This is a genomic window from Aureimonas altamirensis (genome assembly GCF_023702225.1).
GTDB classification, from domain to species: domain Bacteria; phylum Pseudomonadota; class Alphaproteobacteria; order Rhizobiales; family Rhizobiaceae; genus Aureimonas; species Aureimonas altamirensis_B.
Map to the genome: position 1 here is coordinate 206,624 of NZ_JAMQCO010000009.1, position 17,999 is coordinate 224,622.

At 68.4% G+C, this 17,999-nt stretch carries 10 protein-coding genes and 1 pseudogene; 9 read left to right on the forward strand and 2 right to left on the reverse strand.

Annotated features, from left to right (window positions below; all coding sequences use genetic code 11):
• The first annotated feature begins 51 nt into the window (after nucleotides 1-51).
• The 9 genes from NDN16_RS16215 (at nucleotide 52) to pbpC (ending at nucleotide 15,963) form a co-directional block, all read left to right on the forward strand.
• A complete protein-coding gene (locus NDN16_RS16215) occupies nucleotides 52-423 on the forward strand; it encodes a hypothetical protein (RefSeq protein ID WP_251114506.1) in 372 nt (123 codons plus the stop codon).
• Between the two features lie 125 nt (nucleotides 424-548).
• On the forward strand, nucleotides 549-1,757 hold the full coding sequence (locus tag NDN16_RS16220; protein WP_251114507.1) for an LL-diaminopimelate aminotransferase: 1,209 nt from the start codon (nucleotides 549-551) through the stop codon (nucleotides 1,755-1,757).
• A 104-nt stretch (nucleotides 1,758-1,861) separates the two neighbouring features.
• Nucleotides 1,862-3,163 carry a homoserine dehydrogenase gene (locus NDN16_RS16225; RefSeq protein WP_251114549.1) on the forward strand — a complete coding sequence of 434 codons (1,302 nt, stop codon included), beginning with the start codon at nucleotides 1,862-1,864 and terminating at the stop codon, nucleotides 3,161-3,163.
• 29 nt (nucleotides 3,164-3,192) lie between these two features.
• The gene (gene glpX / locus NDN16_RS16230) at nucleotides 3,193-4,185 is read left to right on the forward strand and encodes a class II fructose-bisphosphatase (protein ID WP_251114508.1); all 993 of its coding nucleotides are present in this window, start codon (nucleotides 3,193-3,195) and stop codon (nucleotides 4,183-4,185) included.
• The gene (gene recJ / locus NDN16_RS16235; RefSeq protein WP_251114509.1) at nucleotides 4,185-5,978 is read left to right on the forward strand and encodes a single-stranded-DNA-specific exonuclease RecJ; all 1,794 of its coding nucleotides are present in this window, start codon (nucleotides 4,185-4,187) and stop codon (nucleotides 5,976-5,978) included. Before glpX ends, recJ begins: the two co-directional genes overlap by 1 nt.
• A gap of 76 nt (nucleotides 5,979-6,054) precedes the next feature.
• Nucleotides 6,055-6,648, forward strand: coding sequence for a cell wall hydrolase (locus NDN16_RS16240; RefSeq protein WP_251114510.1), 594 nt, complete (start codon nucleotides 6,055-6,057; stop codon nucleotides 6,646-6,648).
• A gap of 129 nt (nucleotides 6,649-6,777) precedes the next feature.
• A complete protein-coding gene (locus NDN16_RS16245) occupies nucleotides 6,778-8,400 on the forward strand; it encodes a GMC oxidoreductase (RefSeq protein WP_251114511.1) in 1,623 nt (540 codons plus the stop codon).
• 67 nt (nucleotides 8,401-8,467) lie between these two features.
• A complete protein-coding gene (locus NDN16_RS16250; RefSeq protein ID WP_251114512.1) occupies nucleotides 8,468-13,819 on the forward strand; it encodes an alpha-2-macroglobulin family protein in 5,352 nt (1,783 codons plus the stop codon).
• Nucleotides 13,816-15,963 carry a penicillin-binding protein 1C gene (pbpC, locus tag NDN16_RS16255; protein WP_251114513.1) on the forward strand — a complete coding sequence of 716 codons (2,148 nt, stop codon included), beginning with the start codon at nucleotides 13,816-13,818 and terminating at the stop codon, nucleotides 15,961-15,963. Before NDN16_RS16250 ends, pbpC begins: the two co-directional genes overlap by 4 nt.
• On the opposite strand, the pseudogene NDN16_RS16260 reads toward pbpC, so the two are convergent.
• Both NDN16_RS16260 and NDN16_RS16265 read right to left on the reverse strand, forming a co-directional pair.
• Nucleotides 15,937-17,241: pseudogene (locus NDN16_RS16260) on the reverse strand (sensor histidine kinase); the annotation flags it as partial. The gene pbpC and the pseudogene NDN16_RS16260 overlap by 27 nt on opposite strands.
• 5 nt (nucleotides 17,242-17,246) lie before the next feature.
• Entirely contained in the window at nucleotides 17,247-17,918 is a 672-nt protein-coding gene (locus NDN16_RS16265; protein ID WP_251114514.1) for a response regulator transcription factor, read from the reverse strand.
• Nucleotides 17,919-17,999: the final 81 nt, after the last annotated feature.

Consider the following 17,999-nt stretch of genomic DNA (forward strand, 5'->3'; position numbering starts at 1 on the left):
CTGCATCGCGCATGGCGATTATGGAAGGATGGAGACGCAAGGGGATACGCGATGGTGCGGATGTCGATGGGCAGGGCTGGTGCAATGGCGCTTCTGGCGTGTCTGCCCCTCGTCGCGGCCTGCCAGAGCTATCTTCCGCAGAACGACGCGCCGCTGCGCCTGTCGCCCGTACTGGACCGGATCGACCCCGGCCCATCCAGCCAGCGCCTCGACAAGAACGGATATCCGCTCATCGGAGCCTATCCCACCGCCGCCGCCGCCCAGGTCGGCGACGATACGGTCGCGGAAACGCGGGAGCGCCATGCCGGCGCGGCCGCACGCGGGGCCGCGCCCTCCAGCGCCGGGCGCTATCAGCAGAGCGTCGCGGAACTGCAGGCTACCGCGGCCCGTGTGCGGGCAGCCGGTCCGGCCCAGACGAACTGAGGGGAGCGCCCGCAAACGACACCGTCAACGCGAGCTGCCCCGGACGATTTCCCGGTCATGCTCGTTGTTGCCGTCCTTCGGATGGCCGGGTCGAAGAACCCCAAATCGGCGCAAGGACAATTACGATGGAAGAATTTCACAAGGTCCGCAGGCTTCCGCCCTACGTCTTCGAGGAAGTCAACCGCAAGAAGGCTGCGGCGCGGGCGCGCGGGGTGGACATCATCGACCTCGGCATGGGCAATCCGGACCTGCCGACGCCGGGTTTCGTCGTGGACAAGATGTGCGAGGCGATTCGCGATCCCCGCACCCACCGCTACTCGGCCTCCAAGGGCATCGCCGGGCTTCGCCGCGCCCAGGCCGCCTACTACCAGCGCCGCTTCGGCGTGACGCTGAACCCGGATACGCAGATCGTCGCCACGCTTGGCTCCAAGGAAGGCTTCGCCAACATGGCGCAGGCGATCACCGCGCCGGGCGATGTGGTGCTGTGCCCCAACCCGACCTACCCCATCCACGCCTTCGGCTTCCTGATGACGGGCGGCACGATCCGCTCCATCCCGGCGCGGCCGGACGAGGAGTTCATGCGGGCCATCGACCGCGCGGTGCGGCACTCGATCCCCAAGCCGATCGCCATCATCCTCAACTACCCGGCCAATCCAACGGCCTACCAGGCCGATCTCGACTTCTACCGGGAAGTGGTGGACTTCGCCCGCCGCAACGAGATCATCATCCTGTCTGACCTCGCCTACGCCGAAATCTACTTCGACGGGGCCCCGCCGCCGTCGGTGCTGCAGGTGGAGGGCGCGATGGACGTCGCGGTGGAGTTCACCTCCATGTCCAAGACCTTCTCCATGCCGGGGTGGCGCGTGGGCTTCGCCGTCGGTAACGAAAGGCTGATCGCCGCGCTGGCGCGGGTGAAGTCCTATCTCGACTACGGCGCCTTCACGCCGATCCAGGTTGCCGCCGCCGCCGCCATCAACGCCGGCGACGAGGTGGTGCGCCATGCGCGCGACATCTACCATCATCGCCGCGACGTGATGGTCGAATCGTTCGGCCGCGCCGGATGGCAGGTGCCGCCGCCGCCCTCCACCATGTTCGCCTGGGTGCCGATACCGGAGGCCTACCGCGACATGGGGTCGCTGGAATTTTCCAAGCTCCTGATCGAAAAGGCCGATGTCGCCGTGGCGCCGGGCATCGGCTTCGGCGAATATGGCGACGATCACGTTCGGATCGCGCTGGTCGAGAACGAGCATCGCATCCGCCAGGCCGCACGCAATATCCGGCGGTTTCTTGCAAGCGGCGACGAGGCGGGGCAGAAGGTGGCGTCGGCTGTCTGAGCCGGCGTCACGGCGCGGGTCGTCCGGACATCCGCGTGATGCAATCCAGTGATAGGGCTCCCGGGCGGTCTCGTCCCGGGGGCGTGAAAGCGTAGAGGATCATGATGGCTTCCCCCTTGAAGCTCGGCCTGGCCGGGCTTGGCACCGTCGGCGCGTCGGTCGCGCGTATCCTGGCCGGCAAGCGGGAGCATTTCTCCGATACGATCGGCCGCGCAATCGTGCTGTCCGCCGTCAGCGCGCGCAGCCGCGACCGTGACAGGGGCGTGGATATTTCGGCCGCGGCCTGGTTCGACGATCCGGTGAAGCTGGCGGCCGAAGGCGACATCGACATCTATGTCGAACTGATCGGCGGCTCCGACGGGCCGGCGCTGGACAGCGTGCGCGCCGCGCTCAACCGCGGCATACCGGTGGTCACCGCCAACAAGGCGCTTCTGGCCCATCATGGCGTGCAGCTTGCCAAGCTCGCCCACCGCCGCAACACGACGATCCTGTTCGAGGCGGCCGTCGCGGGCGGCATACCCATCATCAAGACCATGCGCGAAGCCCTGCGCGGCAACGGCGTCAGCCGGGTCTACGGCATCCTCAACGGCACCTGCAATTACATGCTGACGCGGATGGAGCGCGAAGGCATAGCCTTCGCCGAAGTGCTGGCCGAGGCGCAGGGCCTCGGCTATGCCGAGGCAGACCCGACATTCGACATCGGCGGCTTCGATGCCGCCCACAAGCTGGCGATCCTGACCTCGCTGGCCTTCGGCTGCGAAATCGACCTCGATGCGATCTACATCGAAGGCATCTCGGCCATCACGCTGGAAGATATCCGCGCGGCATCCGAACTCGGCTTCCGCATCAAGCTGCTGGCCGTTGCGCAGCGCACCGATACCGGTATCGAGCAGCGCGTCCATCCCACGATGATACCCGCCAATGCGGCGCTGGCGCGGGTTGACGGCGTCGTCAACGCGGTGGCCGTGGACACCGACCTTCTCGGTTCCATCCTGCTTGCCGGGCCCGGCGCAGGCGGCGCCGCGACGGCCTCCGCCGTCCTGTCGGACATACTGGACGTGGCCGCCGGCACGAGCGTTCCGACGCTGGGCGTCGCGCCGCAGCAGCTTGCGCCCTATCGCCGGGCGCGGATGCGGGCGCACGAAGGCGGATACTATATCCGGCTGCAGGTCGCCGACGAGGTGGGGGCCTTCGCCGCCATCGCCCGGCGGATGGCCGAAAACCAGATATCCCTGGAATCGATCGTCCAGCGCCGCCGCGAGGACGAGGATGGCGGCGTTGCGCCCGTCATCCTGATTACGCATGACACGACCGAGGCAGCGGTGCGCAAGGCGCTCGACGCCGTGCAACGCGATGGCCACCTGCGGGGAGACCCGCGCATGATCCGCATCGAAAAGCTGGCCTGACGGCGTCGGTTCCGGTCCTTCTGGGAGGCATGGCAATGAGTGAAAGCGAAAGGCAAAGCCCGCTGGACCGCGTGCTGTCCATCGAGATCGCCCGGGTCACGGAGCGCGCCGCCGTCGCAGCGGCCCTCTGGCGCGGCCGGGGCGACGAGAAGGCGGCCGACCAGGCCGCCGTCGATGCGATGCGCCGCGAACTCAACAAGATGCATATCGCGGGGCGCATTGTCATCGGCGAGGGCGAGCGCGACATGGCGCCGATGCTTTTCATCGGAGAGGAAGTGGGCACCGGCGAGGGGCCCGACGTCGATATCGCCCTCGATCCGCTCGAAGGCACCACCATCTGCGCCAAGAACCTGCCCAACGCGCTGACCGTCATCGCCGTCGCGGCCAAGGGCAGCCTTCTCAACGCGCCCGACGTCTACATGGAGAAGATCGCGATCGGGCCCGGCTATCCGCCGGGCGTCGTCAGCCTGCGTCGCAGCGCCTCCGAAAACCTGACCGCGCTGGCGGAGGCGAAGGGCGTACCCGTATCGCAGGTCACCGCCTGCATCCTCGACAGGCCACGCCACGCGCAACTGATCGAGGAGATCAGGGCTCTGGGCGCCGCCATCCGCCTCATCGGCGATGGCGACGTGGCCGGCGTCATCCACACGACCGATCCGGAAGAGACCGGGATCGATGTCTATATGGGCATCGGCGGTGCACCGGAGGGCGTCCTGGCGGCGGCCGCGTTGCGCTGCATGGGGGGCCAGATGGAGGGCCGGCTGCAGCTCAACACCAACGAGAAGCGCGCCCGCGCCGAGGAGATGGGCGTACACGATCCCTATCGCATCTACACGCTGGACGACCTTGCCTGCGGCGACGTCATCTTCGCGGCGACCGGCGTGACGGACGGAAACCTTCTGAACGGCGTGCGCATGTACGGCAACCGCATCGAGACGCATACGCTGGTGATGCGCTCCTATTCGCGCACGGTCCGCCACATCCGCGCCCGCCATTACGACCGGGAAAAATTCGGTCTCTGATGTCGGCCTACGGTACGGAGCGGATTTTCCTCAACGTCGAGCGTTCGCTGGGCGGGCGGCGCTGGGTCCATGCCCTCGATCCGCGTTCCGAGGCGCTCGCCACGCAGATGAGCCAGGCTCATGGCCTGCCCGACATCGTTTCGCGCGTGCTGGCGGCGCGCGGCATCGCGCCCGGCGATGCGGAACGCTTCCTGACGCCGACGATCCGCGACCTGATGCCCGATCCGTCCACCCTGACCGACATGGACCTGGCCGCGGCGCGCATCGCCGACGCCATCGCGCGGAAAGAGCGGATCGCGATCTTCGGCGATTACGATGTCGACGGCGCCGCATCCGCGGCATTGCTGCATCGCTATCTGCGGCGGCTCGGCATCGAGGCCCCGATTCGCATCCCGGACAGGCTGACCGAAGGCTACGGGCCCAATCCGGCAGCCTTGTCGGCCCTTGCCGATGCCGGAGCCAGCCTGATCGTGACGGTGGATTGCGGCACCACCAGCCCCGAGGCCATCGCCGCCGTGGCCGGGCGCGCGGACGTGGTCGTGCTGGATCATCACCAGACAGGGGCGGAGTTGCCCCCGGCCCTTGCCGTCGTGAACCCGAACCGGCAGGACGATCTGTCGGGCCTCGGCCATCTCTGCGCGGCCGGCGTCGTCTTCATGACGCTCGTTTCCGTATCGCGCGTTCTTCGCGCGCGCGGAGCGTCGAACCTTCCCGACCTGATGGACGAGCTGGATCTCGTGGCGCTGGCCACGGTGTGCGACGTGGTGCCGCTGGTCGGCCTCAACCGCGCATTTGTCGTTCGCGGCATGGCCGCCATGCGGGCTCAACAGAATGTCGGGCTTGCCGCGCTGGCGCGCGCCGCCCGCCTGTCGGGGCCCATCTCGTCGCACCATCTGGGCTTTCTTCTCGGACCGCGCATCAATGCCGGCGGACGGATCGGCGATCCGGCGCTGGGCAGCCGGCTGCTGACGGTCGGCGACATCAACGAGGCCGACGAGATCGCCGGCCAGCTCCATCTCCTGAACGAAGAGCGCCAGGCGATGGAGCGCGCCATGCTGGACCAGGCCGAGCTCGAGGTTCTGGGCGAGCAGGGAGACGGCCCCGGGCCTTCGGTGCTCGTCACCGCGCGCGAAAACTGGCATCCGGGCATCGTCGGGCTGGTCGCGGCACGGCTGAAGGAGCGTTTCAACCGCCCGGCCATCGCCATCGCCTTCGATGCGGGTGGCAAGGGCAGCGGCTCGGCGCGGTCGATCGCAGGCTTCAACATCGGCGGACTGGTGCGCGAGGCGGTGCTGGCCGGCATTCTCGAGAAAGGCGGTGGCCACGCCATGGCCGCCGGGCTAACCATCCGGCGCGAACGGCTCGGAGAATTGCGACGCTTCGTGGAGGAGGCCGCTTCGGACAAGGTGGAGGCGTTGCGCGATGCCGACGGGCTTCGCCTCGACGGTGCCATCTCGGCGCGCGGCCTGACGCTCGAGCTGGCCGAAACCCTGCGCCGCGCCGGGCCCTATGGCGCGGGCCACGCGCAGCCCGTTTTCGCGATGCCGCGCCACCGGGTGCAGAATGCACAGCTTTTCGGGGCAGGGGGCCATGTCCGGGTGCGCCTGGCGGCAGCGGACGGCGCCGCCGTCTCCGCCGTGGCGTTCCGGGCGGGGGGCACGCCGCTGGCAGAGCGCCTTCTGGCCGGAGGCGACAGGCCGTTGCATCTGGCAGGGTCGGTGACGCTCGATCATTTCCAGGGCAGGGCGCAGGCGGCCTTCCGCATCGTCGACGCGGCCGAAACGGTCGAATGAGACCGGTTGCGTCAACGCGGCGTTAAGGCTGGGTCGATAGAATGCCAGCCTGTTTGCGACGGCTGGAACCCCTCCGATGCGGCTAGGCGCCCCGACCCTTCTTCTTCTGTCGACCATCATGCTCGTGTCCGGCTGCGCCTCGGTCAAGCGGCAGACCATGAGCGAGCATGAATGCATGACCCGGGTCATGTATTTCGAGTCCAACCGCTCCAGCGAGGAGGGGATGGTCGCCGTCGGAACCGTGGTGATGAACCGCAAGAACTCGGGCCGCTATCCGCCATCCGTGTGCGGAGTGGTGGGCCAGAAAAACCAGTTCGCCCCCGGCGTGCTCACCAAGCCGATGGGCGCCGGACGGGACCTGGCTGAAGCCACGGCACGCAAGGTGCTTCGCGGTGCGCGGCATTCGGGTGTGGGCAACAACGCCATGTTCTTCCATACGGCCGGCTATTCCTACCCGTACAACAACATGCATTACGTGGCCATCGCCGGCGGCAACGCCTTCTACGAGAAGCGCAAGAACCCCACGCAGACCCAGGACATGTTCGTCTCCAGGCCATTGCCGCGCCATTCGCCGCGCAGCATCGCCGCGAGCATGGCGCCTGCCGCTTCGCGGCCGGCTCCCGCCGCCATGACGATCGAGGAACTGATCGCCCAGGGCGGAAGCTACTGACCCCTTAAGATTGATTGTACACCTAAAGTTGTAGTTTCGCCTTGCTGCACCTGCGAAGACGTGCAAGGCTCCGCGTCCATTGACGATGGGCATTCGCCCGAACCGGACGCGGGAACGCTTGGCAGGCGTATGATCATAGACGACACGCCGGATACCGCCGCGGTTGCGGATATCTGCATTGTCGGCTCCGGCCCTGTCGGCCTGGCGCTGGCTTTCCGATGTGCACGACTGGGCCTCGCGGTGACGGTTCTGGAGGCGGGATACCCCGTCTCGTCCGGCCACAGGGCCGAAGTGCCTGCGGTGGAACTGCTGAACGACCATCATGTCGGCGCCGATACCGCCGTCATGCGCGCGCTGGGCGGCACCGCCAACCTTTGGGGCGGCCGTTGCGTCCGCTTCGACGATATCGATTTTCCGGCGCGCGAGCATGTCGCCCATTCCGGCTGGCCCATCGCCCACGCCGAACTGGCGCCTTACTATGCCGAGGCATTGCGATTCCTCGGATGCGAGCCGACCGAGCCTCCGGGTGACGCGCCGGGCGACAGGACGGTTGATGACGGCAACATCGAGTGGTGGAGCCGTTCCAGCGATATCGCCGCGTTGCACGCCGGTGCGATCCGCAACCTGCCCAACCTGAAGATCCACACGGGCTGCGTAGCCCGCCGCCTGATCGTCGATCCGGCGTCGGAGCGTGTCGCCGCCCTGGAGGTGGAGCGCGCCGGACGCGTCGTGCGGGTTGCCGCGCGGACTTTCGCGCTGGCTGCCGGCGGCCTCGAGAATACGCGGCTGCTTCTCCATACGCAGCGCGACCGGCCGGAGCTGTTCGGTGGCGCGAATGGGCCGCTGGGCCGTTTCTATTGCGGGCACCTGACCGGATACCTCGCCGAAATCCGCTTTAACGATCCACGTTTCGCACGGAGCCTGTGGTTTCAGCGGCAGCGGGCGGGCGGTGTCAACCGACGGCGCCTGACGCTCGGTCCCGCCATCCAGATGCAGAAGGAGTTGCTGAACGCGGCCTTCTGGCTGGAGAGCTATTCGATCTCGGATCCCGCGCATGGCAGCGGACTGCTGTCTTCCCTGTACATGGCGATGAAGGGCCTTTCCGTCCTGCCCAGGGTGCGGAGCGGACTTGCGCCCGTGGGGCCGCGGCAGGGCGGGCTGGCCGGCCACTTCGCCAATCTGCGCCGATCCCGCATCGATCTCCGCGCCTGCCAGGGCATTGCCAGGCAATTGCTGCAGCGGGGGGTAAAGGGCAAGACATTCGCGCTCTGCAATCCGGAAGGCCGCTACCTGCTGCGCTATCATGCCGAGCATGCGCCGAACCCGGACAGCCGGGCCGTCCTGTCTGCGGACGGTCGGCTGGCGGTGGATCTCCGCTTCTCGGAGACCGATCTCAATTCGGTGGTGCGCTCGCATGCGATTCTCGATCGCTGGCTGCAGACAGAACGGATCGGTACGCTGCGCTATCTGGCTCCGCCCGACGCGCTGGTGGACCACGCCCGCGCCCAGGCGCTGGATGGCTATCACCAGATCGGGCTGACGCGGATGGCGCAGAATCGTTCGGCTGGCGTGGTGAACGGGGATTGCCGCTCCTTCGATCTCGGCAATCTGTACCTTGCGGGCAGCTCCGTCTTCCCGACCGCAGGCCAGGCAAACCCGACGCTGCCCGCCGTGGCGCTGGCGCTGCGCATGGGCGATCATGTGGCCGCCCGCGTCAGGATGCGTTCCGCGGCACCGGCCATGGCAGTCTAGGCGCCGTCTCTTTGCGTTCACCGGGCGTTGTTCTACTCTCCGCCACGGTCAGCGGGGGGATGACATCATGGCTGGATTCGGTCGATTGGCGGCAACGGTACTCGTCGCAGGTTTGCTGCTCGCCGGAGCGGCGACGGCGGAGGCGGCCGAGCGCCGCATCGTGCCCACGCCGGACGCCGATTATTTCGGCCACGACTACGATATCCTCCGCGACGTCGATGAGAACATCTGCGAAACGGCCTGCCTTTCCGACAATCGCTGCAAGGCATTCACCCTCAACCGGTCGAGCGGCTGGTGCTTCCTCAAGGAGGAGGTCGGGGAGTTGCGGCAGGCGCCCGGTGCGACGTCGGGCCGCATCGTGCTTGCCGCCACCGGCGATCCCGATGCCGTCGCCGCCCGCGAACGGCAGTTGCCCTTCCTTCCGGCATCGCTGATCGACGAGGCGCGAAACGCGCGGCTGTCGGGCGATGGCCCGTCGAAGGACGCTGCCGCCTGGCTGACTGTGGCGCGCGAGGCGTTGGATACGCGCCCCGACGATTGGGATGCCCGCCAGGAGAATGCCGCTCTGCGCCGTACGGCGTCGGTGTCGGCGTTCGTCCTGGCGGCCGACCCGATCCTGCAGGGGCAGGCGCTCGATGCGATCGCCACCGCGCTCGGCGACGATGGGGAGTGGAAGCCGGCGATCGCCGCCTGGCGGCTTGCCGTGACGCTGGACGACGACGCCGCCATCCGCACGCGGCTCGACGAGGCGCTTGCGGCGCACGGCTTCCGCATCGTCGGAAACAGCGTCGACAACAATGCCGCCACGCCGCGTATCTGCCTGAACTTCTCCGAGGATCTGGCGCCATCCCTGTCCGGCGGCGATACGGCCGGAGACTTCCTGTCGGTCGACGGCGGCGACGATTATCCCGTCTCGGCATCCGGCAGCCAGATCTGCGTGGAAGGGGTGGCGCACGGGCAGCGCTACCGCATCCTTGCACGGGCCGGCATTCCCGCCGCATCCGGAGAGACGCTGCCGCGTCAGGTGGAAACAAACATCTATGTGCGCGACCGCGATCCCGCCGCGCATTTTGCCGGCAACGCCTATGTCCTGCCTGCCGGCGGGGCCGTTTCCATTCCCGTCACGAGCATCAATGCCGACCGGCTGAACCTGCGCCTGCTGCGGATCGGCGACCGGCAACTGGCGCGGACCATCGGCGAAAGCACGTTCCTGTCGCAGCTCGCCGCCTATCAGCTCGAGACCATCGCGGGCGAGACCGGCCAGGAGGTATGGCGCGGCGAGATGGACGTCTCGGGCGCCACGAACGCGGAGACGGTCACCGCCATTCCCCTTCGCGACGTGCTGTCGGAAGCGCAACCCGGCGTCTACATCCTGTCGGCGGCGCCCGCCAACCGGCAGCGCGAGGACGACGCGCCCGCGCAACAATGGTTCGTCCTTACCGATATCGGGCTGACCGCGCTGTCCGGCGCCGACGGACTTTCGGTTTCCGCCCGTTCGCTCGGCACGGCCGAACCGCTGGCAGGGATAGAGCTGGAGCTTGTCGCCGCCAACAACGAGGTGCTCGGGCGGGCTCGCACGGATGCGGAAGGGCGCGCGATATTCGCGCCGGGCCTCAGCGCCGGGGACGGCGGGCAGAGGCCGGCGGTGTTGATGGCCGCGCGCGAGGATGGGCGGGACTTCGTCTTCCTGGACATGACGGCCGCCCCATTCGACCTGACGGACAGGGGGGTAGACGGGCGCGCACCGGCAGGGCCGATGGATGTCTTCCTGACACCGGATCGCGGAATCTATCGGCCGGGCGACACCGTCAACCTGACGATGCTCGTCCGCGATGGCGAGGCCAGGGCCATGCAGGGCGCCGCGCTGACGCTCGTCGTCACGCGGCCCGACGGGGTCGAATATCAGCGCCGCGCGGTGACGACGCCCGATGCCGGCGGCGGCGCCGAGGCGATCGTGCTGCCCGCCGCCGCCATGCGCGGCGGCTGGCGCATGGCCTTGCACATCGATCCGGCGCGCCCTGCCATCGCCTCGACCGGCATCCAGGTCCAGGATTTCGAGCCGCAGAAGATCGATTTCGATTTGCCGCAACCGGGGCCGATCGACCCGGAAATGCCGCCGGAGATATACTTCGACGTGCGTTACCTGTTCGGGGCGCCGGCCGCCGACCTGACCGTGGAGGGCGAGGTCGTCCTCAACGCCGTGCGCAGCCTGCCGAACTTGAGCGGATGGCTGTTCGGCCTTGCCGACGAGGAGATTACGCCCGGACGGCAGGCGCTCGAAGAGACCGCCACAGACGCCGAGGGCCATGCGGTGCTGGCGCTGCCGGTGCTCGACATTCCGGGCACGACGCGTCCGGTTTCGGCCGAACTGGTCGTGCGCGTCACCGATGCCGGCGGCCGCCCGGTGGAGCGCCGCGTCGATGCGCCCCTCATCTCGCGCGGGGCGCGGCTTGCCATCCGCCCCGCCTTCGATGGGGCGGTTCCGCAGGGGACGCAGGCCAACTTCGCCGTCGCGCTGTTCGACGCCGATGGCCAGCCGGTCGCCGCGCCGCAGGCAAACTGGGTGCTGAACCGCATCAGCACGGATTTCCAGTGGTATTCCACGAATGGCCGCTGGAACTTCGAGCCGATCCGGCGTGTCGAGCGCGTCGCGGACGGCGCGCTCGACCTTGCCGCCGGGGATCCGGCAACCCTGTCCGTGCCGGTCGACTGGGGCGGTTACGAACTCGTGGTCACCGCCGCGGATGCCGTGCCCGCCAGCGTGTCCTTCAATGCGGGCTGGTACGTCGCGGCCGGCTCGGCCGATACGCCCGACATGGCCCGCCTGACACTCGACAAATCCCGCTACACCACGGGCGAGGAAGCGGTGGTGCGTATCGACCCCCGGTTTGCCGGGCGCGCCGAGATCGTCGTCATGCGCGAAGGCGTCATCGCCCGGACGGTCGTCGATATACCGGCCGGCGGCGGAGAGGCGCGCCTGCCCGTGACCGCCGAATGGGGAGCCGGCGCGTATGTGGCGGCTTTCGCCTGGCGGCCCATGGACATCGAGGCCCGGCAGATGCCGGCGCGCGCCATCGGGCTTGCCTATGCGGCGGTGGACCCGGCCGACAAGGCGCTGTCCGTCGCCATCGAGACGCCGGATGCCATTCGTCCGCGCCGGCGGCTGGACGTTCCCGTAGAGGTGTCCGGGGTCCGGCCCGGGGAGCGCGCCTTCCTGACGCTGGCCGCCGTCGATGCCGGTATTCTCAACATCACCGGTTTTTCCCCGCCGTCGCCCGCCGACTGGTATTTCGGCCAGCGCCGCCTGGGTGTCGACATCCGCGATCTTTACAGCCGGCTGATCGACCGCATGCAAGGCGCGCCGGGTTCGGTGCGCTCCGGCGGCGATGCCGGCGCCGACGCCGTCAGCCCGCCGCCGATGGATGAACTCGTGTCGCTCTTCTCCGGCGTGGTCGAGGTGGACGAAACCGGCCGCGCGGTCGTGGCGCTCGATATTCCGGACTTCGACGGCGAATTGAAGCTCATGGCCGTCGCCTGGAGCGACACGGGCGTCGGCCAGGCGGATACCACCGTCACTGTGCGCGATCCGGTCGTCGCGCAGATCAGCCGGCCGCTGTTCCTCGGGCCTGGCGATACGTCCCGCATCGCGCTCGACCTCGCCCATGCCGATGGGCCGGCCGGAGCCGTCCGTTACGCGCTTCGCGGCGGCGATGGCGTCCTGCGGCTGGATGGTGCGGTGGAGGGCACGGTCGAGCTTGCCGAAGGCCAGCGGGTGCGCCGCCTCGTCGAGATCGCCGCCATCGGCGAAGGCGAGGCCACATTGACGCTCGAGATGACACCGCCGGATGGAGAGATGCTGGAGAAGGAGCTGCGTGTCGCCGTCCGCTCGCTCCGGCCGGATGTGGTGCGCCGCTCCAGCTTCGAGCTGGCAGCGGGCCGCAGCCTGACGCTGGGGCAGGATCTGTTCGCCGATCTCGCGCCGGATACCGCCTCCGCGACGCTGACGGTATCGAGCTTCCCCGGTTTCGACGTGGCGGGCGCGGTGCGGGCCCTGGATCTTTATCCCTATGGCTGTACGGAGCAATTGACCAGCCGCGTCCTGCCCATGCTCTATCTGGACGAGATCATCCTTTCGGCGGGCCTCGGCGAAGGGCCCGATGTCGGCGAACGTGTCGCAAAGGCCATTTCCGGCATACTGGCCAACCAGGGCTCCTCCGGAAGCTTCGGCCTGTGGGCTCCAGGTTACGGTGACCTGTGGCTCGATTCCTATGTCACGGACTTCCTGTCGCGCGCCGCCGGCAAGGGCCAACCGGTACCCGCCGAGGCGCTGTCGCTGGCGCTCGACAACCTCGCCAACCAGGTCGCCTACCTGCCGGAAAAGCCGGACTGGGCGTCCGCGGCCTATGCCTATTACGTTCTGGCCCGCAACGGGCGCGCGGCGATCGGCGACCTGCGCTATGTGGCGGACAACCGCATGGACGAGTTTCCCACGCCGCTGGCCCGCGCCCAACTGGCCGCCGCGCTCGCCCTCTACGCAGACCGTGTCCGCTCGGAAGCGGTCTACCGCACGGCGGTGGCGGCAGCGCTGGAAGGCGATGGAAACCGGTTGGGCCGCTCCGATTACGGCTCGGCCCTGCGCGATGCGGCAGGCGTCCTGACACTTGGGCTGGAGCAGGACATTCCCGGTACGGATCTCGATCCGCTGGTCAGGAAGGTCGGCGTGGAGCGGGCTGCCGCGCGCTATATGTCGACCCAGGACGAGGCGTGGTCGTTGCTGGCGGCACACGCCATCGTGACGCGCGACAGGTCCGTGCTCGAACTGGACGGAGAGCGGCGCGAAGGCGCCTACGCCACCCGGTTCGATGCGGCTTCGCTGGCCGTACCGGCGGCGATCCGCAATGCCGGCGACAAGGCACTGACGGCGGAGGTCACCGTGCGCGGCAAGCCGACGGTGGCCCTGCCGGCCGAAAGCGCCGGCTATGCGATCGCGCGCAGCGCCTACACGCTGGAGGGTGCGCCTGCCTCTCTCGACACCGTTGCGCAGGGAGACAGGCTCGTGGCCGTCATCGAAGTGACGCCGATCGACCGGCAATCGGCGCGCCTCATCATCGACGATCCGTTGCCCGCCGGCTTCGAGATCGACAACCCGTCCATTCTGAGGGGTGGCGACGTGGCGGCATTGTCCTTCCTGGAGCTGACGGACGATGCCGCGCACACGGAGTTTCGGGCCGACCGCTTCATCGCCTCGGTCGACAAGGATGATGGCGACGTCGCGCCGATGCGCTTCGCCTATATCGTCCGGGCCGTCTCGCCGGGACGCTTCCTGCACCCGGCCGCTCTGGTGGAGAACATGTACCAGCCGGGACGCCGGGCACGGACGGCGGAGAGCCTCGTCGAAGTCGTCGGTCCGCTGCGATGAAGGTCCGGCGCTGGCTGATCCTGCCGGCGCTGTTGGCCATCCTCGTCGCGCTGTTCGCGGTGCTCGATCTTGCACGTCAGGAGGGCGCCAGGCGGCTTGCCGGCTGGCATGAGCCGCAACTGGGCGCCGTGGCGCTGGACAGGAACGGCGTGCTGCTTCGGGTCTTTCCCGTGGATGAGGGCCGATGGCGCATGGATGTGGCGCTGGCCGACGTCGATCCGCGTTTCCTGTCCATGCTGATGGCCTGGGAGGACAGGCGCTTCGAAAGCCACTCCGGCATCGACTGGCTGGCCATCGGCCGTGCGGCCTGGCAGTCCGCGCGGCACGGGCGGATCGTCTCCGGCGGATCGACGCTGACGATGCAGGTGGCGCGCATGGTGCGCGGCCTGCCGACCGGCAGCATGGCCGCCAAGCTGGAACAGGCAATGGTCGCGCTGGCGCTGGAGCGGCGTTTCACCAAGGACGAGATCGCGACGCTGTACCTGCGCCTGGCACCCTATGGCGGCCCGGTGGAAGGCATAAGGGCCGCCAGCCTCGCCTGGTTCGGCAAGGAGCCGCGGCGCCTGACGGCGGGGGAGGCCGCGCTTCTGGTTGCATTGCCGCAAGCGCCCGAGCGCTTCCGGCCGGACCTTTATCCCGATCGGGCGGAACGTGCGCGAAACCGTGTCCTGGCGCGGATGGCGAAGCTTGGGGTCCTGCCGCAGGCGGAGGCGGAGCGCGCCATGCGCGAGCCGGTGCCCCGGCAACGCCGTGCAATGCCGATGCTTGCCGCCCATCTGACCGACAGGTTGCGGCGCGAGGACCCTTCCCGGACGCTGTATCGCCTGACCATCGATGCCGGACTGCAAGCGCGAATGGAAGACTACGCGCGTCGCGAATCCGCCGGCTTGCCGGGCCGTGCCGGGCTGGCGCTGATGGTGGGCGATTATCGGACGGGCGAGGTTCTGGCGCAGGTGGGCTCCGCCGACATGTTCGACCGCACGCGACAGGGTTATGTGGACCTGACACGGGCGCGCCGCTCCCCCGGCTCGACCCTGAAGCCGCTGATCTACGGCCTGGCCTTCGAGCGCGGCGTGGCGCACCCGGAAAGCCTGGTGGACGACCGTCCCGCCAGTTTCGCAGGCTACCGGCCGCAGAATTTCGATCATGGCTATGAGGGCGTGATGACGGTGCGCCGCGCCCTGCAATTGTCGCGCAACCTGCCCGCCGTGGAACTGCTGCGCGCCGTCGGTCCGGCGCGGCTGGTCCAGCGCATGCGGCGCGCGGGGGCTGCTCCGGAGCTGGGGCGCAACAGCCTGCCCGGACTGGCCATCGGGCTCGGCGGGCTGGGCCTGTCGCTGGAAGATCTCCTGCGTCTTTACGGAGGCCTCGCCAATGGCGGGCTTGCCATGCCGCTCTCCTACGAGGAGGGGCCTCGCCAGGGCGGCCACCGCATGCTGTCGCAGGCGGCGGCATGGTATGTGACGTCCATCCTGGCCGGCGCGCCGACGACCGCCAGCGGCCCGCCGGGCAGCCTCGCCTACAAGACCGGGACGTCCTACGGCTACCGGGACGCGTGGAGCCTGGGCTATGACGGACGGCATGTCGCCGGTGTGTGGGTTGGGCGTCCGGACGGCGTTCCGGTTGCCGGCCTGGTCGGACAGGATGCGGCCCTTCCGCTTCTGAAGGGTGTTTTCGCCCGCCTCGGGGGCGCCGAGAGGTTGCCGGGGCCGCCGCCCGGGATACTGGCGGCGGGCAATGCGCGGCTGCCGTCTCATATGCGCAAGGTCGGCGTGGCCGCCGGGCGGCTCCGGCCCGGCGATGCGCCGCAGATCGTCTATCCGCCGGCGGGTGCGCGGATCGAGCTCGCTCCCGGCTCTTCCGGGGCCCCGCTGGCGCTGAAAGTACGGGGCGGCCGGCCACCGTTCACGTGGTATGTCGGCGGCCGGCCGGCACTTTCCGGCGTGTTCGGGCGGGAGGCCGCCTATCGGCTGGAGTCAGCTGGCTTTGCCGATATTTCCGTCGTCGACAGCGCCGGGGTTGCCGCCAGCACCTCCATCTTCGTCGACCGGCTGCGTGAAACGCAGGCTGACGCGCAGGCCGGGCGCGGCGTCGTCGAGCCGGACGGTGGCCCGATGCAACTCCGCGATGGCGGCGACCATTGAGAGGCCCAACCCGCTGCCCGGCGTGCTGCGGCTGGAATTGAGGCGATAGAGGCGGCGGAAGACGTTCCTGCGCTCGGCCTCAGGTATGCCGGGCCCGTCATCCTCGATCTGCCATAGCACCGACCTGTCCGTCTGACCTCGCAAGGTAACGGCGATGCGGGCCGGCGCTGGCGCATGGTTGATCGCGTTCTCGATCAGGTTCGCCATCATCTGCGTCAGGAGGTCCGGATCGCCGGCAACCTGCAAGGCGTCATCCATATGAAGGCTCAGCGCATGTCCGGCATCGGCCGCCACATCGGCATAGATATCGCAGATCCGGGCCGTCAGGGCGGACAGGTCGGTCATTCGAAACCGTTCCCTGCGGACGCCGGCTTCCACCTGAGCAATCCGCAGCAGGGCGTTGAACGTTTCGATGATCCCGTCGGCCTCGGCAATTGCGTCGTCCATCGCGGCATCGAACTCGGCCGGTGTCGGCGGATGCGCCTGAAGGCGGTCCAGCCGCTGGCGCAGCCGTGCCAGCGGCGTGCGCAGATCGTGCGCGATGTCGGTGGACACCTGCCGCAAGCTGTCCATCAACCGCTCGATCCGCGCCAGCATGACGTTGATATGTTCGGCCAGCCGGTCGATCTCGTCGCCGCGCCGTCTGACGGGCAGGCGTCCGTCGAAGCGGCCTGAGGTGACCTGGCGCGTCAACGCAAGGATGGCGTTCACCCGGGCGGCCGGTTCCCGGCTCAGTGCGAAACCCGTAACCAGGGCGCCGATGGCTATCGCGACGCTGCCGACGAGCAGGCAGAACAGGACGATTTCCTGCGTCTCGTGCAGGATATGCGAATTGCGTCCGGCCAGCACCTGATAGGGGCCCATGGTCTCCCCGAAGCTGAACAGGCGCACCTCGTCGTCGCTGTTCATCGCGGCGGCGTCCTTCAGGTCCTGGTCGCCCTGCACGATGGAATGCGGCAGGCGCATTTCCTGCCAGCCTTCGTGCCAGACTTGCTCGGGGATGTTGCCGGCGATCATCCGCCCGTTCTCGGCCAGAAGGTAGAAATCGTCGCCGGGTGCGCCTTCGGCGTGCTCGCCGATGACGAAGGACAGCTCCGATATCCCGCCCTTGTCGTAGGCCGAGCGCAGCGCCTGCATGTCGTATTGGATCTCGCGCTCCGAAATGCCGCGGATCTCCTGCGTGGCGACGATGTAGACGACCCCCAGGATCAGCGAGACGAACAGGGTGAATATCAGCGCATAGGTTCCGGCGAAGCGGAAGGCGAGGGTGCGGAACATGGGGATCAGGCTTCCAGTATGTAGCCCGAGCCGCGCACCGTGCGGATGACCTCGTTGCCGAACGGCCTGTCCACCTTGGCGCGCAGGCGGCTTATATGCGTTTCCACCACGTTGGTCTGCGGGTCGAAGTGGAAATCCCAGACACGCTCCAGCAACATCGTGCGGGTCACGAGGCGGCCCTTGTTGCGCATCAGGTATTCCAGGAGCTGGAACTCGCGCGGCTGCAACTCCACCGCGACGCCGCCGCGCGTCACGCTGCGCGAAACGAGGTTCATCCGAAGTTCCCCGGCCTCCAGCACCGTTTCCTCGCGGCGGGCAGGCCCACGCCGCGTCAATGCGTTCAGCCGCGCCAGGAGTTCGGAGAATGCGAAGGGCTTGAGAAGATAGTCGTCGGCGCCGGCCTCCAGCCCCTCCACCCGGTCGTCGACGCCTCCCAGCGACGTCAGGAACAGGATCGGCGCATCGCGCCCCGCCGAGCGCAGCGCCCGCACCAAAGACAGCCCGTCGAGGCCCGGAAGCATCCTGTCCACGATCAGGGCGTCGTAATCGCGCGTGCAGGCCAGCTCCATGCCGGACAATCCGTCCGCTGCCCGGTCGACGCCGTGGCCCGCCTCGGCAAGGCCGGCGCCGATATAGCCGGCGATGCCGGAATCATCCTCGATCAGCAACAGTTTCATCCGGCACTCCCGCACACACGGCGCCAACGACTATACGAAATCGTATAGTGGCGGCCAGTGGGCCGACATGTGGGGCCGCTA

Excerpts from the sequence above, each read along its gene's own strand:
- NDN16_RS16215 (WP_251114506.1), top strand. The coding sequence starts at position 52 with ATGGTGCGGATGTCGATGGGCAGGGCTGGTGCAATGGCGCTTCTGGCG.
- NDN16_RS16265 (WP_251114514.1), bottom strand. The coding sequence starts at position 17,918 with ATGAAACTGTTGCTGATCGAGGATGATTCCGGCATCGCCGGCTATATC.
- pbpC (WP_251114513.1), top strand. The coding sequence starts at position 13,816 with ATGAAGGTCCGGCGCTGGCTGATCCTGCCGGCGCTGTTGGCCATCCTC.
- NDN16_RS16225 (WP_251114549.1), top strand. The coding sequence starts at position 1,862 with ATGGCTTCCCCCTTGAAGCTCGGCCTGGCCGGGCTTGGCACCGTCGGC.
- recJ (WP_251114509.1), top strand. The coding sequence starts at position 4,185 with ATGTCGGCCTACGGTACGGAGCGGATTTTCCTCAACGTCGAGCGTTCG.
- NDN16_RS16240 (WP_251114510.1), top strand. The coding sequence starts at position 6,055 with ATGCGGCTAGGCGCCCCGACCCTTCTTCTTCTGTCGACCATCATGCTC.
- NDN16_RS16245 (WP_251114511.1), top strand. The coding sequence starts at position 6,778 with ATGATCATAGACGACACGCCGGATACCGCCGCGGTTGCGGATATCTGC.
- glpX (WP_251114508.1), top strand. The coding sequence starts at position 3,193 with ATGGCAATGAGTGAAAGCGAAAGGCAAAGCCCGCTGGACCGCGTGCTG.
- NDN16_RS16250 (WP_251114512.1), top strand. The coding sequence starts at position 8,468 with ATGGCTGGATTCGGTCGATTGGCGGCAACGGTACTCGTCGCAGGTTTG.
- NDN16_RS16220 (WP_251114507.1), top strand. The coding sequence starts at position 549 with ATGGAAGAATTTCACAAGGTCCGCAGGCTTCCGCCCTACGTCTTCGAG.